This window comes from Pseudomonas karstica (assembly GCF_009707515.1).
GTDB classification, from domain to species: Bacteria; Pseudomonadota; Gammaproteobacteria; order Pseudomonadales; family Pseudomonadaceae; genus Aquipseudomonas; species Aquipseudomonas karstica.
Genome location: NZ_WLYI01000008.1, coordinates 103992 through 124960, shown reverse-complemented (window position 1 = coordinate 124960; position 20969 = coordinate 103992). Strand labels below are relative to the sequence as shown.

Genomic DNA, 20969 nt, shown 5'->3' with positions numbered 1-20969 from the left:
GGAAAGGGCAGTTGCCCACAATTGCTGTGGGTGGCTTTGTGGATAAGTTGGGCAGGAAGAATTTTGTACAACGCGTCCCCCTGTAGGAGCGAGGGGGACGCCCAGTTCTTGCCCGCTCCTGCAGGCAGTGGTTATTCGTGTGCCGCCACGCCTTTGAGATACGCCGCAGGCTCAGCCCCGAGGTTGTTCAGCATCCGCTCGCTGTACCAATCCACAAAATTCACCACGCCAAATTCATAGGTCTTGGAATATGGCCCAGGCTGGTACGCGGTGGAGTTGATCCCGCGCTGATTCTCTTCAGCCAGGCGGCGGTCCTGGTTGTTGGTGGCGTCCCATACCTGGCGCATGCGCTCGACGTCGTAATCCTCGCCTTCCACGGCGTCCTTGTGGACGACCCATTTGGTGGTGACCATGGTTTCCTGGGCACTGATCGGCCACACGGTGAAAACGATGATGTGATCGCCCATGCAGTGATTCCATGAGTGAGGCAAGTGCAGGATACGCATGGAACCCAGTTCCGGGTTCTTGATCCGGCCCATCAGCTTTTTGCAGCCTTGCTTGCCGTCCAGGGTCATGGACACGGTGCCCTTGAGCAGAGGCATGCGCACGATACGGTTACGCAGGCCGAAGCTGGCGTGGGCATAAGGGATCTTTTCGGCGTCCCAGGCAGCGGCGGACGCGGCCACATGGTCCTTGAAGGCCTGGTCGGCCCGTGGGTCGGTGACGTCGTCCCATTCCAGCAAGGTTTTCAACAACTCAGGGTGCGATGCGTTGCAGTGATAGCATTCGCGGTTGTTTTCCAGCACCAGCTTCCAGTTGGCTTTTTCGAACAAGGTGGTTTGAATCGCCACCTTGGTGTTCTCCATGTCGTAGGGTTCCATGTAGTGGTTCAGCGTCGACAGGAAGTCGTCGATGGCCGGTGGGGACTCAGCCAGGCTGATAAAAATGTAGCCGCCGGCGGTCTTCACGTTCACCGGTTTGAGACCATACTGCTGCATGTCGAAGTCGGCCCCCATCTCGGTGCCGGCGAACAGCAGGCGGCCGTCTAGCTCGTAGGTCCACTGATGGTAGTGGCAGACCAGCTTGGCCACCTTGCCCTTGTCGCTGGTGCACAAGCGTGAACCACGATGGCGGCAGACGTTGTGAAAGGCATGCACCACGCCATCGGCGCCGCGAATGACGATGATCGGGTTCTTGCCCACTTGCAGGGTCAGGTAGTTGCCCTTGCTGGGGATTTCGCAGGTCATGCCGGCGATCAGCCACTCTTTCTGGAAAATTTCCTGCATGTCGATATCAAACAGCCGTTCATCAGAGTAAAACGGCTGCGGCAACGAAAAGGTGCGCTCGCGTTCTTGCAGCATTTGCGCGGTGGCCTTGCGTGCGGGGTCCAGCGGATCGCCCAAGCTTAAAGTTGCGGTGACGTCCATCGTGTGTGTCCTCATGGCCATTCTGTGTGGCCGAGATAAGTGGCTACGGTTAGTGCTATGCAAGGCGTACAGAAAGCGTCTTTGTGTGGAGCGAGTGTGGGGCCGGCGTTGCCTCGAACCTTATCCATGAGCGACATGGCCCACTCTGTTCCCGACGCGCAACTCCCATGGTACGGGGGCTGGTTGCGATAAGTATGTGAATGTCGCAGATAGACAAATGGGTGATTCTCGCGTTACGCAGAATCGCCACCATAAGGCCGACCATCGGCGGTGGAGAACAGCATGTCCAACAGCTTCCTGAACCCGGTAACCACCCAGACCTGGGCCAACGGCCGGCACACCGTCCGTTGCGTCAAAGTCATCCAGGAAACCTGGGACGTGCGCACCTTCTGTTTCATGGCCGACCAGCCAATCCTGTTCTTTTTCAAGCCGGGGCAATTTGTCACCCTGGAGCTGGAAATCGACGGCCAACCGATCATGCGCTCCTACACCATTTCCAGTTCGCCATCGGTGCCCTACAGCTTCTCGGTGACCATCAAACGCGTGCCGGGCGGCCGTGTCTCCAACTGGCTGCACGACACTCTTCATGAAGGGCAAGAATTGGCGGTGCACGGCCCGGTCGGGCTGTTCAACGCCATCGACTACACCAACCCGAAAGTGCTGTACCTCAGTGGTGGCGTCGGTATCACGCCGGTGATGTCCATGGCGCGCTGGTATTACGACACCAACGCCAATGTCGACATGGTATTTGTCCACAGCGCCCGCTCGCCGAAAGACATCATCTACCACCGTGAGTTGGAGCACATGGCGTCGCGGATCGACAACTTCAGCCTGCACCTGATCTGTGAGAAACACGGGCTCGGTGAGCCGTGGGCCGGTTACCGCGGTTACCTCAACCAGAAAATGCTCGAACTGATGGTGCCGGATTTCCTTGAGCGTGAAGTCTTCTGCTGCGGCCCCACGCCGTACATGAACGCGGTCAAGCGCTTGCTGGAAGCCAATGGCTTCGACATGAGCCGCTACCACGAGGAATCTTTTGGCCAGACGCCACCAGAAGCCCGTGCCGATGCAGTGGAGCAAGCCGAACAAGCCGCGGATGCCCCGGAAGTCGACCTGGCGGATTTGCATCAGGTGGAGTTCATTTCGTCAGGCAAAAGCATTCGTGTGGCGCCCGGCGAAACCGTCCATGCTGCTGCGGCCAAGCTTGGCCTGCTGATCCCCAAAGCCTGCGGCATGGGGATTTGCGGGACCTGCAAGGTGATGAAACTGGGCGGCGAAGTCGAAATGGAGCACAACGGCGGGATCACCGAGGAAGACGAAGCCGAAGGCTACATCCTGTCATGCTGCAGCGTGCCGAAGGGCGACGTGCGCATCGAGTTCTAACCTCTTGGCGACGCAGAGCGTCACGGGCTGCATTCCCACGCCGAGCGTGGGAACGATCCACGATCCATATCTTGCGGTCTCCGCTCGTTCCCATGCTCCGCGTGGGAATGCTTCTTGGGACGCTCCGCGTCCCGCCATGCGCGCACGGCTCAAGTTTTGTGCAAGGTGTGACGCAGAGCGTCACGGGCTGCATTCCCACGCAGAGCGTGGGAACGATCCACGATCCATATCTTGCGGTCTTCGCTCGTTCCCATGCTCCGCGTGGGAATGCTTCTTGGGACGCTCCGCGTCCCGCCATGCGCGCACGGCTCAAGCTTTGTGCAAGGTGTGACGCAGAGCGTCACGGGCTGCATTCCCACGCCGAGCGTGGGAACGATCCACGATCCATATCTTGCGGCCTCCGCTCGTTCCCATGCTCCGCGTGGGAATGCTTCTTGGGACGCTCCGCGTCCCGCCATGCGCGCACGACTCAAGCTTTGTGCAAGGTGTGACGCAGAGCGGGGGAGCGATCATTGCGATCTTTAGAGCCAGCGCTGTATCTCGATCAGCCCTTCCATTCCCGCATAGTTACGGGCGCTGGAATACCGCCAGTGTTCGGCCAGATCCACATATCCCCGCTTCACTGGGTTGTGGTGGATGTAATCAAGCTTCTGGCGCATCACTGCTTCGCTATACACCAACTCGGCGTGTGAGCCTTCCTGCCAAAGTTGATAAGCCCGATCCGCCTTGTGAGCGCGCTTGCTGAAACGCAGGCGACTCAAGACTCGCTCTGCACCTTTGTCTTGCAGGTCGTTGATGATGGTGCGGGCGGTAAAGGATTTGAATTGGCTGACGCATTTGCCCAGGTCTGGCGCCTGGGCGACAAAGTGCAGATGGTTTTCGAGGACGACATAGCCGTAAAGGTTTAGAGCCTCATGGCGTTGTTGATATCGCCAACAATCCAGGAGACGGCCCACGATGTAGTCGCGGGTAAACAGCGGTAGCCACTCCATGACGGTACACGTCAGGAAGTGCGGCTTTTCGGGTTCGGTGATGACGTAGCGGCTTCTACCCATGGATTCATCCTTGAATTGGGGTGTGGCCTGGACGCGAAGCGTCCGGGGATGCATGCCCACGCGTGGAAACGATCAATGCGCGGACCAGTCCGCGCCGGAGCTCATGAGCTTGCGGCGCGGGCTTTGGGCGTTAAGGTTACTGGGCGTAGATATGGACTACGAAGTGCTGGCCTGATGCTGTCAATTCATAGACTTTTTCGTAAATCTTCAGCGTCCTTGATGGCTCTTGGATAGTGTCACCGACTTTTGCGTATTTCCTGAACTCATCCCAGTCAATGACCGTGGTGCTGACAGTGCCATCGCTTTGCAGGCCGTCGCTGTTGCTTTGATATTCCATGGGTATAGCCCTCTGCTGGATTTCCGTTTCCGGCCGATTGTTCGGCAGGCAGTTTTCCCGAAAGGTGGCCTCCGCAGCGGCTTTTTCCTTTCGGGTTCCAAGAGGCTAGTCAATCAAAACGGAACACGATGCTGTCAGAAATATCAAATAACAGACTCGGCATTGCGCCAGTATTCGCTACTTTCAGGCCCCCATCACTTTCCGAATATCTGCTGCCAATTCTCTTACACGCTCTTCCTCGGTATCCCACGCACACATGAACCGTGCGCCGCCTTTGCCGATGAAGGTATAAAAACGCCAGCCCTTGGCAGTGAGTGCCTCGATAGCGGGTTCCGAGAGTTGCAGGAATACGCCATTGGCCTGCACCGGGAACATCAGTTCCACGCCGGGAATGTCCGCCACCAGGCTGCTGAGCAATTGCGCGCAATGATTGGCGTGACGGGCGTGCTTGAGCCAGGCGTCATTCTCCAGCAGGCCTACCCATGGCGCCGAGAGGAAGCGCATTTTTGAAGCCAGTTGCCCGGCCTGCTTGCAACGGTAGTCGAAGTCTTCAGCCAGCTTGTGGTTGAAGAACAAAATCGCTTCCCCCACTGCCATGCCGTTCTTGGTCCCGCCAAAGCACAGTACGTCGACGCCGGCCTTCCAGGTCAGGTCCGCAGGCGAGCAGCCGAGGAACGCGCAGGCATTGGAGAAGCGCGCGCCGTCCATGTGCAGGTTCAGCCCCAGCTCCTTGCAGGTGACGCTGATGGCGCGGATTTCTTCCGGCGTGTAGACGCTGCCCACTTCGGTGGCCTGGGTGAGGGTGACCACACGGGGTTTTGGATAGTGGATGTCCTGGCGCTTGAGGGCGATCTCGCGGATCGATTCCGGCGTCAGTTTGCCGTTTTCAGTACGGGCGGTGAGCAACTTGGAGCCATTGGAGAAAAACTCCGGTGCGCCGCATTCGTCGGTTTCGACGTGGGCAGTTTCCGAGCAAATCACGCTATGGTAGCTCTGGCACAGTGATGAAAGCGCCAGGGAGTTGGCGGCCGTGCCGTTGAAGGCGAAAAATACTTCGCAGTCGGTTTCGAACAGGCTGCGGAAACCGTCGGCGGCGCGGTGGGTCCACTCATCATCACCGTAGGCGCGCTGATGGCCCTGGTTGGCCAGTTCCATGGCAGCCCAGGCTTCAGGGCAGATGCCGGAATAGTTGTCACTGGCGAATTGTTGGCTCTTGTCGGTCATGGCCTATTCCTGTGGTCGATGTTGGTGCGCACTTTACCCAAGATTGTCGGGCGTACGCACGCACTGTTAATGCAAAGTCTCTGGGGAATTATGCACGGTATTGAAACGATTCCTGTCAGCCGCGTCCGCGATGGCGCCCTCGATTTGCTCAAGTGGCTGGCGCTATTGAGCATGGTGCTGGACCACCTGCGTTATGTCGGTTTGAGCCTGGATGGGCTGTATGTGCCGGGGCGCCTGGCGTTCCCGTGGTTTTGCCTGGTGATTGCGGCGAATGTGCAGCGGGTCAAGGATGTGCCCGCGACCTTTCAATGGCGTTACCTGGGCTGGCTGCTGTTGTTCAGCGTGATCAGCGAGGTGCCGTATCGAATGTTTATCGCCGATGCCCACAGCCTCAATGTGCTGCCTACCTTGGCTCTGGGTATGCTGATTGCCAGAGGATGGCAGCAAAAGACGGCTGTTGATCGAGGTTTGGCGCTGATCGCTGTGCTATTGGCGGCGATATTCTCGACGCACCTGATGTTCGGCTTTTTTGGGGTGCTGTTGCCGCTGGCGATGCTGCTGGTGTTTCGTCGGCCCTGGTATTTCAGCGTGGTGCCGGGGCTGGTGTGCGTCGCCGCCAATCAATGGCAGGTTCTGCTCAGTAGTGCCAGTGTCGTCGCGCTGTCGGGATTGGCGATGTGCCTGATTGCGCCATTGGCCGGATGGGTCTTGTTGCGACATGCCAAACACGTCTCACCACCGGCCATGCGGCGCTGGGCATATGCTCTTTATCCCCTGCATTTTCTGTTGCTCCTATTTGTCCGTCAGATTGTTGCCGGTCCCATGTAGGCGCGAGCTCCTACAAATGCCGGCCGCCCAATGTCATTTGCCCAAGCCATGTCGTAAACGCACCTTTGCGTGGCGTCCGTAGGCATTTGACCTCTTGAAGCCAGCCCTACCATCGCATCAAAGGGCCCTGCACAGGCCTCAACAATACGAAAGGCTGGGAGAGACGCGATGTTCAGCAAGCAAGACCAGATCCAGGGTTATGACGATGCACTGCTGGCGGCCATGAATGCCGAGGAGCAGCGTCAGGAAGATCATATCGAGCTGATCGCGTCAGAGAACTACACCAGCAAGCGGGTCATGGAAGCCCAAGGCAGCGGCCTGACCAACAAATACGCCGAAGGCTACCCAGGCAAGCGCTACTACGGTGGCTGCGAGCACGTGGACAAGGTTGAGGTCCTGGCCATCGAGCGCGCCAAGCAGCTGTTTGGCGCCGATTATGCCAACGTGCAGCCGCACTCCGGTTCGTCGGCCAACAGCGCCGTGTACCTGGCCCTGCTGCAAGCCGGTGACACTATCCTGGGTATGAGCCTGGCCCACGGCGGTCACCTGACCCACGGCGCCAAAGTGTCGTCTTCGGGCAAGCTCTACAACGCGGTGCAGTACGGCATCAACACCGACACGGGCCTGATCGACTACGACGAAGTCGAGCGCCTGGCCGTGGAGCACAAGCCGAAGATGGTGGTGGCCGGTTTCTCCGCCTACTCCAAGACCCTGGATTTTCCGCGTTTTCGCGCGATCGCCGACAAGGTTGGTGCGTTGCTGTTCGTCGACATGGCCCACGTGGCTGGCCTGGTTGCCGCTGGCCTGTATCCGAACCCGCTGCCTTACGCCGATGTGGTCACCACCACCACCCATAAGACCCTGCGCGGTCCGCGTGGCGGGTTGATCCTGGCCAAGTCCAACGAAGCCATTGAAAAGAAACTCAACGCTGCCGTGTTCCCCGGTGCCCAGGGCGGCCCGCTGATGCACGTGATTGCCGGCAAGGCCGTGTGCTTCAAGGAAGCCCAGGAGTCAGGCTTCAAAGTCTACCAGCAGCAAGTGATCGAAAACGCCCAAGCCATGGCCAGCGTGTTTATCAAACGCGGCTACGATGTAGTGTCCGGTGGCACCGATAACCACCTGTTCCTGGTCAGCCTGATCCGTCAGGGCCTCACCGGCAAAGAGGCAGACGCTGCCCTCGGTCGCGCTCACATCACCGTCAACAAGAACGCCGTGCCAAATGATCCACAGTCGCCGTTCGTGACCTCGGGCCTGCGCATCGGAACGCCGGCGGTAACCACCCGCGGCTTCAAAGTAGCGCAGTGCATCGAACTGGCCGGCTGGATCTGCGACATCCTCGACAACCTTGGCGATGCCGACGTCGAGGCCAATGTGGCCAAGCATGTGTCCGCCCTGTGCGCTGATTTCCCGGTTTATCGCTGAGCGCGGTTTTGGAGTAATGACTATGCAACGCTACTCGGGCTTCGGCCTCTTCAAGCACTCACTCAGCCACCACGAAAACTGGCAGAAGATGTGGCGCACGCCGACCCCTAAAAAGGTGTATGACGTGGTCATCGTCGGCGGCGGCGGGCATGGTCTGGCGACCGCCTACTACCTGGCCAAGGAGCACGGCATCACCAACGTGGCCGTGGTCGAGAAGGGCTGGCTGGGGGGCGGCAACACCGCGCGCAACACCACCATTGTGCGTTCCAACTACCTGTGGGATGAATCCGCGCACCTCTACGAACACGCGATGAAGCTGTGGGAAGGCCTGTCACAGGATCTCAACTACAACGTGATGTTCTCCCAGCGTGGCGTCTACAACCTGTGCCATACCTTGCAGGACATCCGTGATTCCGAGCGCCGGGTCAGTGCCAACCGCCTCAACGGGGTGGACGGCGAACTGCTCAATGCCCAGCAAGTGGCCGATGAGATTCCGTACCTCGACTGCTCAAAAAACACCCGCTACCCGGTACTGGGCGCCACCGTGCAGCGTCGCGGCGGCGTGGCCCGTCACGATGCCGTGGCCTGGGGCTTTGCCCGGGCTGCTGACGCATTGGGCGTGGACCTGATCCAGCAGACCGAAGTGATCGGTTTTCGCAAGGAAAACGGCGTGTGCATCGGCGTCGAAACCAACAAGGGTTTTATCGGCGCCAAGCGCGTCGGTGTAGTAACCGCCGGTAACTCCGGGCATATGGCTGGCCTTGCGGGCTTTCGCCTGCCGATCGAATCCCACCCGCTGCAAGCGTTGGTGTCGGAGCCGATCAAGCCGATTATCGACAGCGTGATCATGTCCAACGCTGTGCACGGTTACATCAGCCAGTCCGACAAGGGCGACCTGGTGATCGGCGCCGGTATCGACGGCTACAACGGCTACGGCCAGCGCGGTTCGTACCCGGTGATCGAACACACCATCCAGGCCATCGTCGAGATGTTCCCGGTGTTGTCCCGTGTGCGCATGAACCGCCAGTGGGGCGGCATCGTCGACACCACGCCGGACGCCTGCCCGATCATCTCCAAGACGCCGGTACCGAACATGTTCTTCAACTGCGGTTGGGGCACCGGTGGTTTCAAGGCCACCCCAGGCTCCGGCAACGTGTTTGCCGCCAGCCTCGCCAAGGGTGAAATGCACCCGTTGGCCGCGCCTTTCTCCATCGACCGTTTCCACAACGGTGCGTTGATCGATGAACATGGCGCTGCAGCCGTCGCCCACTAACAAAGCGCCATGAAAACTACTGCGCTCGGCAATACTGCGTTAAAAACAGGCTCGAAATGCTCACTTAGTAAACTAAGCTCCGCTTTCTCCCCTGTTTTTGCCTTGTCTTGCCTTAGCTCGCTACGTTTTCACGGCGCTTGAGAGGAGAAACTCCCTATGTTGCATATCTTCTGTCCTCACTGTGGCGAACTGCGCTCCGAAGAGGAATTCCATGCGTCCGGCCAAGCGCATATCCCGCGCCCGCTGGACCCGAATACCTGCACCGACGAGCAGTGGGGCGACTACATGTTCTTTCGCGATAACCCGCGCGGCTTGCACCACGAACTGTGGATTCACGCCGCCGGTTGCCGTCAGTACTTCAACGCCACCCGCGACACTGTCACCTACGAAATTCTTGAAACCTACAAGATTGGCAGCCAGCCGCAATTCACCGCCAAGGCTTCTGGAGAGAAGGTATGAGCCAGATCAATCGCCTGTCCAACGGTGGCCGGATCGACCGCAACAAAGTCTTGAGCTTCACCTTCAACGGCCAGAGCTACAAAGGCTTTGAAGGTGACACCCTGGCCGCCGCCTTACTGGCCAATGGCGTCGATGTCATCGGTCGCAGCTTCAAGTACTCGCGCCCGCGGGGCATCTTTGCTGCCGGCGCCGAAGAGCCGAACGCGGTGCTGCAGATCGGTGCCACCGAAGCCACCCAGATTCCCAACGTGCGCGCCACGCAACAGGCGTTGTATCAGGGGCTCGTCGCCACCAGCACCAACGGCTGGCCGAGCGTCAACAACGACATGATGGGCATTCTCGGCAAGGTTGGCGGCAAGCTGATGCCGCCGGGTTTCTACTACAAAACCTTCATGTACCCGCAATCGTTCTGGATGACTTACGAGAAGTACATTCGCAAGGCTGCCGGGCTTGGCCGTTCGCCGACCGAGAATGACCCGGATACCTACGACTACATGAACCGTCATTGCGACGTGCTGATTGTCGGCGCCGGCCCTGCGGGTTTGTCTGCTGCACTGGCAGCTGCCCGCAGCGGCGCCCGGGTGATTCTTGCCGATGAGCAGGAAGAGTTTGGCGGTACGCTGCTGGACTCTCGCGAAAGCCTCGACGGCAAGCCGGCTACCGAATGGGTTGCCAGCGTTATTGCCGAACTCAACTCCCTGCCGGATGTGCTGCTGCTGCCTCGCGCTACCGTCAATGGCTACCACGACCACAACTTCCTGACCATTCACGAGCGCCTTACCGATCACCTCGGTGACCGTGCACCGATTGGCCAAGTGCGCCAACGCATCCACCGTGTCCGCGCCAAGCGCGTGGTGCTGGCCACCGGCGCGTGTGAGCGTCCGCTGGTATATGGCAACAACGACGTGCCGGGCAACATGTTGGCCGGTGCGGTCTCCACTTATGTGCGCCGTTACGGCGTGGCACCGGGCAAGAAGCTGCTGCTGTCGACCAACAACGACCACGCCTACCGTGTGGCGCTGGACTGGTTTGACGCAGGCCTTTCAGTCGTGGCCGTGGCCGATGCGCGCCACAACCCACGCGGCGCATTGGTTGAAGAAGCGCGCGCCAAAGGTATTCGCATCCTCACCGGCAGCGCCGTGATCGAGGTCCGCGGGAGCAAGCACGTGACCGGTGCCCGCGTGGCGGCGATTGACGTCAAAGCGCATAAAGTCACCAGCCCCGGTGAATGGCTGGATTGCGACCTGGTGGCCAGCTCCGGCGGCTACAGCCCTGTGGTTCACCTGGCTTCGCACCTGGGTGGCAAACCGACCTGGCGTGAAGACATCCTCGGTTTTGTTCCGGGCGAAGCACCGCAAAAACGCGTGTGTGTCGGTGGTATCAACGGCGTGTACGGCCTCGGTGATTCCCTGGCGGACGGTTTTGAAGGCGGCGTGCGCGCAGCCAGCGAAGCCGGTTTCCAACCAGTGGAAGGCGTATTGCCCAAAGCCCTGAGCCGCCTGGAAGAGCCAACCCTGGCGCTGTTCCAGGTGCCTCACGAAAAAGCCACGGCACGGGCGCCGAAGCAATTTGTCGACCTGCAAAACGACGTGACCGCCGCCGCTATCGAATTGGCGACCCGTGAAGGTTTCGAGTCGGTGGAACACGTCAAGCGCTACACCGCGCTGGGTTTCGGCACTGACCAGGGTAAGCTGGGTAACGTCAACGGCCTGGCCATTGCCGCCCGCTCCCTGAACGTGACCATCCCGCAAATGGGCACCACCATGTTCCGCCCCAACTACACGCCAGTGACTTTCGGCGCGATAGCGGGCCGGCACTGTGGGCATATCTTCGAGCCGGTGCGTTACACCGCGCTGCACGCTTGGCACGTGAAGAACGGCGCCGAGTTTGAAGACGTCGGCCAGTGGAAACGCCCCTGGTACTTCCCGCGCAACGGTGAAGACCTGCACGCCGCCGTGAAGCGCGAATGCCTGGCGGTACGCGACAGCGTTGGCCTGCTGGACGCGTCCACCCTCGGCAAGATCGACATTCAGGGTCCGGATGCCCGTGAGTTCCTCAACCGCATCTACAGCAACGCCTGGACCAAGCTCGACGTGGGCAAGGCCCGCTACGGCTTGATGTGCAAGGAAGACGGCATGGTCTTCGACGACGGCGTCACCGCCTGTCTGGCCGACAATCACTTCCTGATGACCACCACCACCGGCGGTGCGGCCCGTGTGTTGCAGTGGCTGGAAATCTACCAGCAGACCGAATGGCCGGATCTCAAGGTGTACTTCACCTCGGTCACCGACCATTGGGCGACCATGACCCTGTCGGGCCCCAACAGCCGCAAGCTGCTGGCAGAAGTCACCGACATCGACCTGGACAAGGACGGCTTCCCGTTCATGACCTGGAAAGAAGGTTTGGTAGGTGGTGTGCCGGCCCGGGTGTTCCGGATCTCGTTTACCGGCGAGTTGTCCTATGAAGTCAACGTGCAGGCCGACTACGCCATGGGCGTGCTGGAACAAATCGTCGAGGCCGGCAAGCAGTACAACCTGACGCCGTATGGCACTGAAACCATGCACGTGCTGCGGGCCGAGAAGGGCTTCATCATTGTCGGCCAGGACACTGACGGCTCGATGACCCCGGACGACCTGAACATGGGCTGGTGTGTCGGCCGTACCAAGCCGTTCTCATGGATTGGCTGGCGCGGGATGAACCGTGAAGATTGCGTGCGCGAAGAGCGCAAACAGCTGGTGGGCCTCAAGCCGATTGATCCGAACGTGTGGCTGCCGGAAGGCGCGCAGTTGGTGTTCGACACCAAGCAGGCGATCCCGATGAAGATGGTCGGCCACGTCACCTCAAGTTATGCCCATAACTCCCTCGGTTATTCGTTTGCCATGGGCGTGGTCAAGGGCGGCTTGAAGCGCATCGGCGAGCGGGTATTTGCACCGCTGGCGGATGGCAGCGTGATCGAGGCCGAGATTGTTTCCTCGGTGTTCTTCGACCCGAAAGGCGAGCAGCAGAACATCTGACACCTGATCGGGCGCAGAGCGTCCATGGCGGCATTCCCACGCAGAGCGCGGGAACGATCAATTTAAGACAAAGGTGCTCCATATGACCGCAGTCAATGTATATGAACAACGCCCTACCACCGGGGCCAGGGCCGAGTCGTCGCTGCACCATGCCGACCTCGCCAGCCTGGTGGGCAAGGGCCGCAAAAACGCCGGTGTGACCGTGCGCGAAAAGAAACTCCTCGGCCACCTGACCATTCGTGGCGATGGCCATGACGCGGCCTTTGCCGCCGGCGTACACAAGGCCTTGGGCATTGAGTTGCCGGGCGCCTTGGCTGTCATCGTCAAGGGCGAAACCAGCCTGCAATGGCTGGGCCCGGACGAGTGGCTGCTGGTGGTACCGAGCGGTGAGGAACTTGGCGCCGAGAAAAGTCTGCGTGAGGCGCTGGGCGACCTGCATATCCAGATCGTCAACGTCAGCGGCGGCCAACAGATCCTGGAACTGAGCGGCCCGAATGTGCGCGACGTGCTAATGAAGTCCACCAGCTACGACGTGCACCCCAACAACTTCCCGGTGGGCAAGGCAGTGGGGACGGTATTTGCCAAGTCGCAATTGGTGATTCGCCACACGGCTGAAGACACCTGGGAACTGGTGATTCGTCGCAGTTTCTCGGATTACTGGTGGCTGTGGTTGCAGGATGCATCGGCCGAATTTGGCCTGAGCGTCCAAGCGTAATGATCGTTCCCACGCTCTGCGTGGGAATGCATCCCGGGACGCTCCGCGTCCCAAGAGCGGACGCAGAGCGTCCATGGCGGCGTTCCCACGCAGAGCGTGGGAACGATCAAGGAGTCACCAACAATGAGCCGCGCACCCGATACATGGATTTTGACTGCCGACTGCCCCAGCGTGCTCGGCACGGTGGATGCGGTCACCCGCTATCTGTTCGAGCAGGGCTGCTACGTCACCGAACACCACTCGTTCGATGATCGGCTCTCGGGCCGCTTTTTCATCCGTGTGGAGTTTCGCCAGCCCGACGGCTTCGACGAACAGGCTTTCCGTGATGGCCTGGCCGCGCGTGGCGAGGCCTTCGGCATGATCTTCGAACTGACGGCGCCGAACTACCGGCCAAAAGTGGTGATCATGGTCTCCAAGGCCGATCACTGCCTGAATGACCTGCTGTACCGCCAGCGCATCGGTCAATTGTCGATGGACGTGGTCGCGGTGGTGTCCAACCACCCCGACCTCAAACCGTTGGCCGACTGGCACCAGATTCCCTACTACCATTTCCCCCTCGACCCCAACGACAAACCGTCCCAGGAGCGTCAGGTGTGGCAAGTGGTGGAAGACACTGGCGCCGAACTGGTGATCCTTGCCCGCTATATGCAAGTGCTGTCACCGGAGCTGTGTCGCAAGCTCGATGGCAAGGCCATCAATATCCACCACTCCCTGCTGCCGGGGTTCAAGGGTGCCAAGCCTTACCACCAGGCCTACAACAAGGGCGTGAAACTGGTGGGTGCCACCGCGCACTACATCAACAACGACCTGGACGAAGGCCCGATCATCGCCCAGGGCGTGGAGGTGGTGGATCACAGTCACTATCCCGAGGATCTGATTGCCAAGGGGCGGGATATCGAGGGGCTGACACTGGCCCGAGCCGTGGGTTATCACATCGAAAGACGGGTGTTTTTGAACGCTAACAGGACGGTCGTTCTTTAGAGGCAAGTTGCAAGCTTCAAGCCGCAAGAAAAGGCGGTATGCACACTTCTTGCGGCTTATAGCTTGCCGCTTGAAGCTCACTCCATTCTCCACAACAACAAAGATAGAGGTGACTCACATGTCTGGTAATCGTGGCGTCGTATATCTCGGCAACGGCAAGGTCGAAGTACAGAAAATCGACTATCCCAAAATGCAGGACCCCCGTGGCAGGAAGATTGAGCACGGCGTCATCCTGCGCGTGGTCTCCACCAATATCTGCGGCTCCGACCAACACATGGTGCGCGGCCGTACCACTGCCCAGACCGGCCTGGTGCTGGGGCACGAGATCACGGGTGAAGTCATCGAGAAAGGCAGCGACGTCGAAAACCTGAAAATCGGCGACCTGGTTTCCGTACCGTTCAACGTCGCCTGCGGTCGTTGCCGCTCTTGCAAGGAAATGCACACCGGCGTGTGCCTGAGCGTAAACCCGGCTCGTCCGGGCGGCGCCTATGGCTATGTCGACATGGGCGACTGGACCGGTGGCCAAGCCGAATACGCGCTGGTGCCTTACGCCGACTTCAACCTGCTGAAACTGCCGGACCGCGACCGGGCCATGGAAAAGATCCGTGACCTGACTTGCCTTTCCGACATTCTGCCAACCGGTTATCACGGTGCCGTAACCGCCGGTGTTGGCCCAGGTAGCACTGTCTATGTGGCCGGTGCCGGTCCTGTTGGCCTGGCCGCTGCTGCTTCTGCGCGCCTGTTGGGCGCCGCGGTGGTGATCATCGGCGACGTCAACCCGATCCGCCTGGCTCACGCCAAGGCTCAGGGTTTTGAAATTGCCGACCTGTCCAAGGACACGCCGCTGCACGAACAAATCGCTGCGTTGCTGGGCGAACCGGAAGTCGATTGTGCGGTGGATGCGGTGGGCTTTGAAGCCCGTGGCCACGGCCATGACGGCGTCAAGCACGAAGCGCCTGCCACGGTGCTCAACTCGTTGATGGGTGTGGTGCGCGTGGCCGGCAAAATTGGTATTCCCGGCCTGTACGTCACCGAAGATCCAGGTGCCGTGGATGCCGCCGCGAAAATGGGCAGCCTGAGCATCCGCTTCGGGCTGGGTTGGGCCAAGTCCCACAGCTTCCACACCGGCCAGACCCCGGTAATGAAATACAACCGCCAACTGATGCAGGCAATCATGTGGGACCGGATCAAGATCGCCGACATTGTGGGCGTAGAAGTGATCAGCCTGGATGACGCGCCGCGTGGGTATGGCGAGTTCGATGCGGGTGTACCGAAGAAGTTTGTGATTGATCCGCACAAGTTGTTCAGTGCGGCGTAAACGCCAGGCAAAGAAAAGGGCGACCCTGGGGTCGCCCTTTTTGCGTCTGGGGCTTAGCGCCGTGCCAGCGCACCTTGATACACCGTCGGCCCAGTGGGTTGCTTGCTCAGCGAGCCGCCCTTGGTTTCCGAGCTGACCAGCAGCTCTACCGGCTGGCTGATGGTTTCTTGCTGGCGTGGGTTGAGGCCAATGATGCCTTTGCCATCTTCGGGCAGCAGTCCCAGGGAGACGGGAGCGCTACCTGCGGGCATCGCCCATAGCTCCAGGCTGCGGTCAGGCTCAGGGGCGGTAGAGGCAATTGGCTCCACTTCCAGATAATCCTTGTGCGCCCTGATCTGGGTTGCCGGTTGTTGGTTGGTGGTGACCAGGGTCGCGGCGGACTTGACGTCATCTTGGGTATAAATCGCGCCACCGAGGCCTGCGACCACAACGACGCACGTTGCGATGAACAGACGAGGACGGCTCCAGAATGAAGGCTTGTGCTCAATCACGTGAGGTTGGGGCGAATTCATTAGGTTGTTCCTGACAGTGGTTGAGTGCGGTGCGTGGCGGTCAAGGGACTCGCGGCAGGCCAGCTCTGCCATTGGTGGCTATTTGCCGGCAGGCTGTTCGGGTTTTCCAATACAGGCATTGACCTTAAAAGAGGTGATGGGTTCCTGAGATAACCGTTCAGTCCGTCGCCTTATTGCTCGGGCAACGGCTGGATACAGGGTTTCTGAACTAATCTGCAGGGCGGAACAATTCTCCAGGCGCCTTGGTCCAACAGCTGCTTTGTCCCAGCCCAGCCGGTGTAGGCCGGCGGGTTCATGAATCAAGAGGTTGTCTCGATGAAAATTTCACGCGGTTTTGCCCTGTCCTGCCTGCTGACCGTGGCAGCCAGCCCGGTGTTCGCGGCGGGTTTCAGCCTGGGTGACGTGGCTAATGCGGTTTCCGGTTCGCAAGGCGCAAATAAGGCGGCCGCCGCCGCGCCGAGCTCTCAAACCGCCGGTTTGCTGAGCGCCCTGACTTCGCAATTGAACGTGACGCCGGAACAGGCCGTTGGTGGTACTGGCGCTATGCTGGGGTTGGCCAAGAACCAACTGGGTGGTGGTGACTACTCGCAGTTGAGCCAAAGCGTGCCGGGCCTGGATAAACTCTCCGGCAGCAATTCGCTGGGCAGCCTGGGTGCGTTGAGCGGCATGCTGGGCCAGAACGGTGGCAGCAAGACTTCGGGCCTGGACAGTGTGCTGGGTAACGTGAAAAACACCAGTGACCTGAATACCGCGTTCAGCGCGTTGGGCATGGATGACAGCATGGTCGGCAAGTTTGCCCCGGTGATTCTCAAGTATCTGGGTGACCAGGGCGTTGGCGGTTCGCTGCTCCAGAACCTGGGAGGTATTTGGGGCGCTTGATGCTGTGAGGCTGGTGCATCACTGGATGTGTTGAACCTGGCTTCGGTTATTCGCTTGGGCTGATTGGGCTAGGTAAATGCGGTAACACTTTTTAAGGAACGGCTGGGTTGCCTTTGCCACTGATCAGAGGGCTCCCGGCCAGAGTGCCAGGGAGAAACTCTCTACCTTACTAGCGGATGCATTTATATGAGCACAATCGGTAATGGCCACTTTCCTTCGTATGGGAACCAACTCCCTGGGTTATCTCCTGAGGGAGGAGATCAACTGAAGTCGGGTGCTGACGATCCTCGGATCCCGATGCGAGAGCGGATCGACTTCAACGCCCTGTCGGGAGAGCGGTATTCCGGCTAAGTTGTCTGGGCACGCCGGCTCTTGCCGACCTTATGCCGGATCGTTACGGTTAAGCAGTTGCCGAATCTGCGCATCCTTTTCCATCCAGAGCCGGTTGACCCAGTTCTGGACGGTCTGGCGAAATGCCGGATCGTTCTCGTAATCCCCCTGCCACAAGGCTGGATCCAGCTCGTGGGTGCGGATATCTATGATCACTTTCGGCACCGAGCCGCTGATCAAATCCCAAAAACCCGGAATTTTCTCCTGCGGATAGACCACGGTCACGTCAAGGACCGCGTCGAGCTGTTCACCCATGGCGGCCAGCACGAACGCCACACCACCGGCCTTGGGCTTGAGCAGGCGCTTGAAGGGTGAGGCCTGCTGTTGGTGCTTGGCCTGGCTGAAGCGCGTGCCTTCCAGGTAATTGACCACCGTCACCGGCTGGCGCTTGAACAGCTCGCACGCCTGCTGGGTGATCTTCAGGTCCTGGCCCGCCAGTTCCGGATGCTTGGCCAGGAATGCCTTGGTGTAGCGCTTCATGAACGGGTAATCCAGCGCCCACCAGGCCAGGCCCAGGAGCGGCACCCAGATCAGCTCCTTTTTCAGGAAGAACTTGAAGAATGGCGTACGGCGATTGAGGGCCTGGATCAGCGCCGGAATGTCGACCCACGATTGATGGTTGCTGATCACCAGGTAGGAGGTGTCACCACGCAGCTCATCACCGCCGCGAATATCCCATTGGGTGGGGATGCACAGGGCGAAAATCAATTTGTCGATCTCGGCCCAGGTTTCGGCAATCCACATCACTGCCGTTGATGCATAGTCGCGGAAGCGGCCGGGGGCCACCAGTTTGAGCAGGGCAAACACCATCAGCGGTCCGAACAGGACAAGGGTGTTGAGCAATAGCAGTGAGGTGACGAAACAGCCGGTGAGCAGGCGGCGCATAAGCAACTCTTGGTAATCTTTGGGCAGCTCATGATAAGCAGACTTCAGTCTAGAGGCCAAATCGCAAGTCCCCCACGACAAATGTTTCACTTTGCGTTGGGTATGCTCGTTGATTCAACTAAGGCCTGTTTATGCGGTCTAGAATTTGTCCACCTATTTCAAGGAAACCACCTACGTGAAATCGATCCTTGCCTTGCTAGCCCTCGTGACGCTTCCGGTCATGGCCGCCGAACCGACCCTGTACGGGCGCTACGAGTACATCCAACTGCCGGAAATCGGTGAAACGTTCAAAGCCAAGATGGACACCGGTGCATTGACCGCCTCGTTGTCGGCCAAGGATATCGAGACCTTTACCCGTGACGGCGACGATTGGGTGCGTTTTCGTCTGAACGGCAAGGACACCAGTAACAAGGTCTACGAGCATAAAGTCGCGCGGATCAGCAAGATCAAGAGCCGTGCCGACGAGGACGAAGACAAGGATGACGCCAGCGTCGCCAAACGCCCGGTGATTGACCTGGAAATGTGCCTGGGCAACGTCAAGCGTACGGTGGAGGTCAACCTCACCGACCGCAGCAGCTTCAACTATCCGCTGTTGATTGGCGCCAAGGCGCTGCGTGAGTTCGGCGCTGCCGTGAACCCGGCCCGTCGCTACACGGCTGACAAGCCCGACTGCTGATTGACGCGGCATGAGGCATGGGGCACCGTTCACCTTTGCCTCCCTGTGCTCGGATGCCATGCCTCATATCCTGATTGTCGAAGACGAAGCGGCGATAGCCGACACGCTGGTTTTTGCCCTGCAAGGCGAAGGTTTCACCACCACCTGGCTGAGTCTTGGCCAGGCCGCGCTTGAGCATCAGCGCCAGAGCCCGGCAGACCTGATCATTCTCGACATCGGCCTGCCAGACATCAGCGGTTTTGAAACCTGCAAGCAATTGCGCCGCTTCAGCGAAGTGCCGGTGATGTTCCTCAGTGCCCGGGACGGCGAGATTGATCGGGTGGTGGGCCTGGAGATTGGCGCCGACGATTATGTGGTCAAGCCCTTCAGCCCTCGGGAAGTCGCGGCGCGGGTGCGGGCGATTCTCAAGCGAGTGGTACCGGGTGTTGCGCTGAGCGTATTCCAGGTGGACCTGCAACGCATGCAGATCAACTATCGCGGGCAATCGTTGAGCCTGACCCGTCACGAGTTCCGGCTGCTGAACTGTCTGTTGGAGCAGCCCGAACGGGTGTTCAGCCGCGAGCAGCTGTTGGATGCCGTGGGTGTCGCCGTCGATGTCGGCTACGAACGCAATATCGACAGCCATATCAAAAGCCTGCGCAGCAAGTTACGCACTGTGGCGCCCGATGCCGAGCCGATCCAGACCCACCGCGGCCTTGGCTACAGCTACAGCCCGGGCCACAGCTGATGCGCCTGGGGGTTCGATTTTTCCTGGTCTATGCGCTGTTTATCGGCCTGACGGGTTACTTCGTGCTCAACACGGTCATGAAGGAAATCCGCCCAGGGGTGCGCCAATCCACCGAAGAAACCCTGGTGGACACCGCCAACCTGTTGGCAGAAGTCCTGCGCGAAGACGTCAAGCACGGCACCCTCGGCCAGAGCCACTGGCCGCAGTTGCTCAAGGCTTACGGCAGCCGTCGGCCGGGCGCCACCATCTGGGGCTTGCCGAAGAATCAGGTCAACCACCGTATCTATGTCACCGACGCCAAGGGCATTGTGTTGCTGGACTCCACGGGCGAAGCAGTGGGGCAGGATTATTCGAAATGGAACGATGTCTACCTGACCCTGCGGGGCGAATACGGCGCCCGTTCGACCCGCAGCGAGATCGATAACCCGGCGTCATCGGTGATGCACGTTGGTGCGCCGATCCGCGATAACGGGCAGGTCATTGGCGTGGTCACCGTGGCCAAGCCCAACAGTTCGCTGCAACCTTATGTCGACCGCACCGAGAACCGCCTGCTGTGGTACGGCGCCGGACTGGTGGGCCTGGGCCTGCTGTTCGGGGCGTTGCTGTCGTGGTGGCTGAGTGTCGCGTTGCGCCGGCTGACGGTTTACGCCCAGGCGGTGAGCGAGGGGCGTCGCGCCGAGTTGCCGCATTACCGGGGTGGCGAACTGGAGCAGTTGTCGAGCGCGGTCGAGCACATGCGCACTCAACTGGAAGGCAAAGCCTATGTCGAGCGTTATGTGCACACCCTGACTCATGAACTGAAAAGTCCGCTGGCGGCGATTCGTGGTGCGGCAGAGCTGTTGCAGGGCGATATGTCTCATGCTCAGCAGCAGCGTTTCGTCAGCAATATCGACAGTGAAAGTGCGCGCTTGCAGCAGTTGATCGAACGGCTGTTGAACCTGGCCCAGGTTGAGCAGCGCCAAGGCCTGGAAGATCAGGCCAGCGTGTCGTTGGCCGCGCTGGTGGACGAAGTGCTCCAGGCCCAGTGCGCGCGAATCGAAGGGGCAGGTTTGCAGGTTGAACAGTCGATTGCAGCGGATGTGCGGGTGTTCGGTGAGCCGTTCCTGTTGCGCCAAGCCTTGGGTAACTTGCTGGAAAACACCCTGGATTTCACTCCGCCGGGTGGTGCACTGCGCTTCACTGCCCAAGTGCGTAACGCTGATGTGCTCTTGTATCTGTTCAACCAGGCCGAGCCCATCCCGGAGTACGCCTTGCCGCGCTTGAGCGAGCGTTTCTATTCCCTGCCGCGCCCGGCCAGCGGTCGCAAAAGCACTGGCCTGGGCCTCAACTTTGTCGAGGAGGTGATGAAGCTGCACGGCGGCACGTTGCAGATCGGTAACGTGCCGGGCGGCGTGCAGGTGGTGCTGCATCTCCACACAGTCTCCACACTCCCCACATAAATCCCCCACACAGCGCTTGCAGACT

Annotated in this window: 19 protein-coding genes; 13 read left to right on the top strand and 6 right to left on the bottom strand. The window is 59.8% G+C overall.

The genetic code is table 11. From position 1 onward, the window contains the following. Window positions 1-131: 131 nt before the first annotated feature. Window positions 132-1427 (bottom strand): glycine-betaine demethylase subunit GbcA, encoded by a 1296-nt coding sequence (gene gbcA, locus GIR22_RS08160; RefSeq protein WP_154742838.1) that lies wholly within the window; start codon window positions 1425-1427, stop codon window positions 132-134. 282 nt (window positions 1428-1709) lie between these two features. Here gbcA and gbcB point away from each other — a divergent pair, with 282 nt between their 5' ends. After that, entirely contained in the window at window positions 1710-2810 is a 1101-nt protein-coding gene (gene gbcB / locus GIR22_RS08155; RefSeq protein ID WP_154742837.1) for a glycine-betaine demethylase subunit GbcB, read from the top strand. A 521-nt stretch (window positions 2811-3331) separates the two neighbouring features. Here gbcB and GIR22_RS08150 read toward each other — a convergent pair. The 3 genes from GIR22_RS08150 to GIR22_RS08140 all read right to left on the bottom strand — a co-directional run bounded on the left by GIR22_RS08150 (window position 3332) and on the right by GIR22_RS08140 (window position 5426). Continuing rightward, window positions 3332-3865 carry an REP-associated tyrosine transposase gene (locus GIR22_RS08150; RefSeq protein ID WP_154742836.1) on the bottom strand — a complete coding sequence of 178 codons (534 nt, stop codon included), beginning with the start codon at window positions 3863-3865 and terminating at the stop codon, window positions 3332-3334. 136 nt (window positions 3866-4001) lie between these two features. Then, window positions 4002-4202, bottom strand: coding sequence for a hypothetical protein (locus GIR22_RS08145; protein ID WP_154742835.1), 201 nt, complete (start codon window positions 4200-4202; stop codon window positions 4002-4004). Between the two features lie 183 nt (window positions 4203-4385). Continuing rightward, entirely contained in the window at window positions 4386-5426 is a 1041-nt protein-coding gene (locus tag GIR22_RS08140) for a threonine aldolase family protein (RefSeq protein WP_154742834.1), read from the bottom strand. 90 nt (window positions 5427-5516) lie between these two features. On the opposite strand from GIR22_RS08140, the gene GIR22_RS08135 reads away from it, so the two are divergent. The 8 genes from GIR22_RS08135 (at window position 5517) to fdhA (ending at window position 15436) form a co-directional block, all read left to right on the top strand. Further along, window positions 5517-6254 (top strand): TraX family protein, encoded by a 738-nt coding sequence (locus tag GIR22_RS08135; RefSeq protein ID WP_154742833.1) that lies wholly within the window; start codon window positions 5517-5519, stop codon window positions 6252-6254. Between the two features lie 168 nt (window positions 6255-6422). Next, entirely contained in the window at window positions 6423-7676 is a 1254-nt protein-coding gene (glyA, locus tag GIR22_RS08130) for a serine hydroxymethyltransferase (protein ID WP_154742832.1), read from the top strand. 22 nt (window positions 7677-7698) lie between these two features. Beyond that, window positions 7699-8949, top strand: a complete 1251-nt coding sequence (locus tag GIR22_RS08125) for a sarcosine oxidase subunit beta (protein WP_154742831.1) — start codon at window positions 7699-7701, stop codon at window positions 8947-8949. Window positions 8950-9105: 156 nt separating this feature from the next. Further along, window positions 9106-9408 carry a sarcosine oxidase subunit delta gene (locus tag GIR22_RS08120; RefSeq protein WP_154742830.1) on the top strand — a complete coding sequence of 101 codons (303 nt, stop codon included), beginning with the start codon at window positions 9106-9108 and terminating at the stop codon, window positions 9406-9408. Then, entirely contained in the window at window positions 9405-12422 is a 3018-nt protein-coding gene (locus GIR22_RS08115; protein ID WP_154742829.1) for a sarcosine oxidase subunit alpha, read from the top strand. Before GIR22_RS08120 ends, GIR22_RS08115 begins: the two co-directional genes overlap by 4 nt. A gap of 82 nt (window positions 12423-12504) precedes the next feature. Beyond that, window positions 12505-13137: a sarcosine oxidase subunit gamma gene (locus GIR22_RS08110; protein ID WP_154742828.1), complete on the top strand. Its 633-nt coding sequence runs from the start codon at window positions 12505-12507 to the stop codon at window positions 13135-13137. A 123-nt stretch (window positions 13138-13260) separates the two neighbouring features. Further along, window positions 13261-14118, top strand: coding sequence for a formyltetrahydrofolate deformylase (gene purU, locus GIR22_RS08105; protein ID WP_034101145.1), 858 nt, complete (start codon window positions 13261-13263; stop codon window positions 14116-14118). A 118-nt stretch (window positions 14119-14236) separates the two neighbouring features. Further along, window positions 14237-15436, top strand: coding sequence for a formaldehyde dehydrogenase, glutathione-independent (gene fdhA / locus GIR22_RS08100; RefSeq protein WP_088423304.1), 1200 nt, complete (start codon window positions 14237-14239; stop codon window positions 15434-15436). 53 nt (window positions 15437-15489) lie between these two features. Here fdhA and GIR22_RS08095 read toward each other — a convergent pair whose 3' ends face one another. Continuing rightward, window positions 15490-15948, bottom strand: a complete 459-nt coding sequence (locus tag GIR22_RS08095; RefSeq protein ID WP_154742827.1) for an anti-sigma factor domain-containing protein — start codon at window positions 15946-15948, stop codon at window positions 15490-15492. Window positions 15949-16263: 315 nt separating this feature from the next. Here GIR22_RS08095 and GIR22_RS08090 point away from each other — a divergent pair, with 315 nt between their 5' ends. After that, window positions 16264-16827 (top strand): DUF2780 domain-containing protein, encoded by a 564-nt coding sequence (locus GIR22_RS08090; RefSeq protein ID WP_154742826.1) that lies wholly within the window; start codon window positions 16264-16266, stop codon window positions 16825-16827. Between the two features lie 381 nt (window positions 16828-17208). Here GIR22_RS08090 and GIR22_RS08085 read toward each other — a convergent pair whose 3' ends face one another. Next, window positions 17209-18102: an acyltransferase gene (locus GIR22_RS08085; protein ID WP_154742825.1), complete on the bottom strand. Its 894-nt coding sequence runs from the start codon at window positions 18100-18102 to the stop codon at window positions 17209-17211. 175 nt (window positions 18103-18277) lie between these two features. Between GIR22_RS08085 and rloA2 the strand changes: the two genes are divergently transcribed. The 3 genes from rloA2 to creC are packed head-to-tail and all read left to right on the top strand — an operon-like array spanning window position 18278 to window position 20944. Next, on the top strand, window positions 18278-18778 hold the full coding sequence (gene rloA2 / locus GIR22_RS08080; RefSeq protein WP_178122156.1) for a retropepsin-like aspartic peptidase RloA2: 501 nt from the start codon (window positions 18278-18280) through the stop codon (window positions 18776-18778). Between the two features lie 58 nt (window positions 18779-18836). After that, complete coding sequence (gene creB, locus GIR22_RS08075) at window positions 18837-19505, top strand: two-component system response regulator CreB (protein ID WP_154742870.1); 669 nt, start codon at window positions 18837-18839, stop codon at window positions 19503-19505. Further along, window positions 19505-20944 (top strand): two-component system sensor histidine kinase CreC, encoded by a 1440-nt coding sequence (gene creC, locus GIR22_RS08070; RefSeq protein WP_154742824.1) that lies wholly within the window; start codon window positions 19505-19507, stop codon window positions 20942-20944. Before creB ends, creC begins: the two co-directional genes overlap by 1 nt. Window positions 20945-20969 lie beyond the last annotated feature (25 nt).

Coding starts and splice junctions, on each gene's coding strand:
- gbcA (WP_154742838.1), bottom strand. CDS start 1,427: ATGGACGTCACCGCAACTTTAAGCTTGGGCGATCCGCTGGACCCCGCA.
- gbcB (WP_154742837.1), top strand. CDS start 1,710: ATGTCCAACAGCTTCCTGAACCCGGTAACCACCCAGACCTGGGCCAAC.
- GIR22_RS08150 (WP_154742836.1), bottom strand. CDS start 3,865: ATGGGTAGAAGCCGCTACGTCATCACCGAACCCGAAAAGCCGCACTTC.
- GIR22_RS08145 (WP_154742835.1), bottom strand. CDS start 4,202: ATGGAATATCAAAGCAACAGCGACGGCCTGCAAAGCGATGGCACTGTC.
- GIR22_RS08140 (WP_154742834.1), bottom strand. CDS start 5,426: ATGACCGACAAGAGCCAACAATTCGCCAGTGACAACTATTCCGGCATC.
- GIR22_RS08135 (WP_154742833.1), top strand. CDS start 5,517: ATGCACGGTATTGAAACGATTCCTGTCAGCCGCGTCCGCGATGGCGCC.
- glyA (WP_154742832.1), top strand. CDS start 6,423: ATGTTCAGCAAGCAAGACCAGATCCAGGGTTATGACGATGCACTGCTG.
- GIR22_RS08125 (WP_154742831.1), top strand. CDS start 7,699: ATGCAACGCTACTCGGGCTTCGGCCTCTTCAAGCACTCACTCAGCCAC.
- GIR22_RS08120 (WP_154742830.1), top strand. CDS start 9,106: ATGTTGCATATCTTCTGTCCTCACTGTGGCGAACTGCGCTCCGAAGAG.
- GIR22_RS08115 (WP_154742829.1), top strand. CDS start 9,405: ATGAGCCAGATCAATCGCCTGTCCAACGGTGGCCGGATCGACCGCAAC.
- GIR22_RS08110 (WP_154742828.1), top strand. CDS start 12,505: ATGACCGCAGTCAATGTATATGAACAACGCCCTACCACCGGGGCCAGG.
- purU (WP_034101145.1), top strand. CDS start 13,261: ATGAGCCGCGCACCCGATACATGGATTTTGACTGCCGACTGCCCCAGC.
- fdhA (WP_088423304.1), top strand. CDS start 14,237: ATGTCTGGTAATCGTGGCGTCGTATATCTCGGCAACGGCAAGGTCGAA.
- GIR22_RS08095 (WP_154742827.1), bottom strand. CDS start 15,948: ATGAATTCGCCCCAACCTCACGTGATTGAGCACAAGCCTTCATTCTGG.
- GIR22_RS08090 (WP_154742826.1), top strand. CDS start 16,264: ATGAAAATTTCACGCGGTTTTGCCCTGTCCTGCCTGCTGACCGTGGCA.
- GIR22_RS08085 (WP_154742825.1), bottom strand. CDS start 18,102: ATGCGCCGCCTGCTCACCGGCTGTTTCGTCACCTCACTGCTATTGCTC.
- creB (WP_154742870.1), top strand. CDS start 18,837: ATGCCTCATATCCTGATTGTCGAAGACGAAGCGGCGATAGCCGACACG.
- creC (WP_154742824.1), top strand. CDS start 19,505: ATGCGCCTGGGGGTTCGATTTTTCCTGGTCTATGCGCTGTTTATCGGC.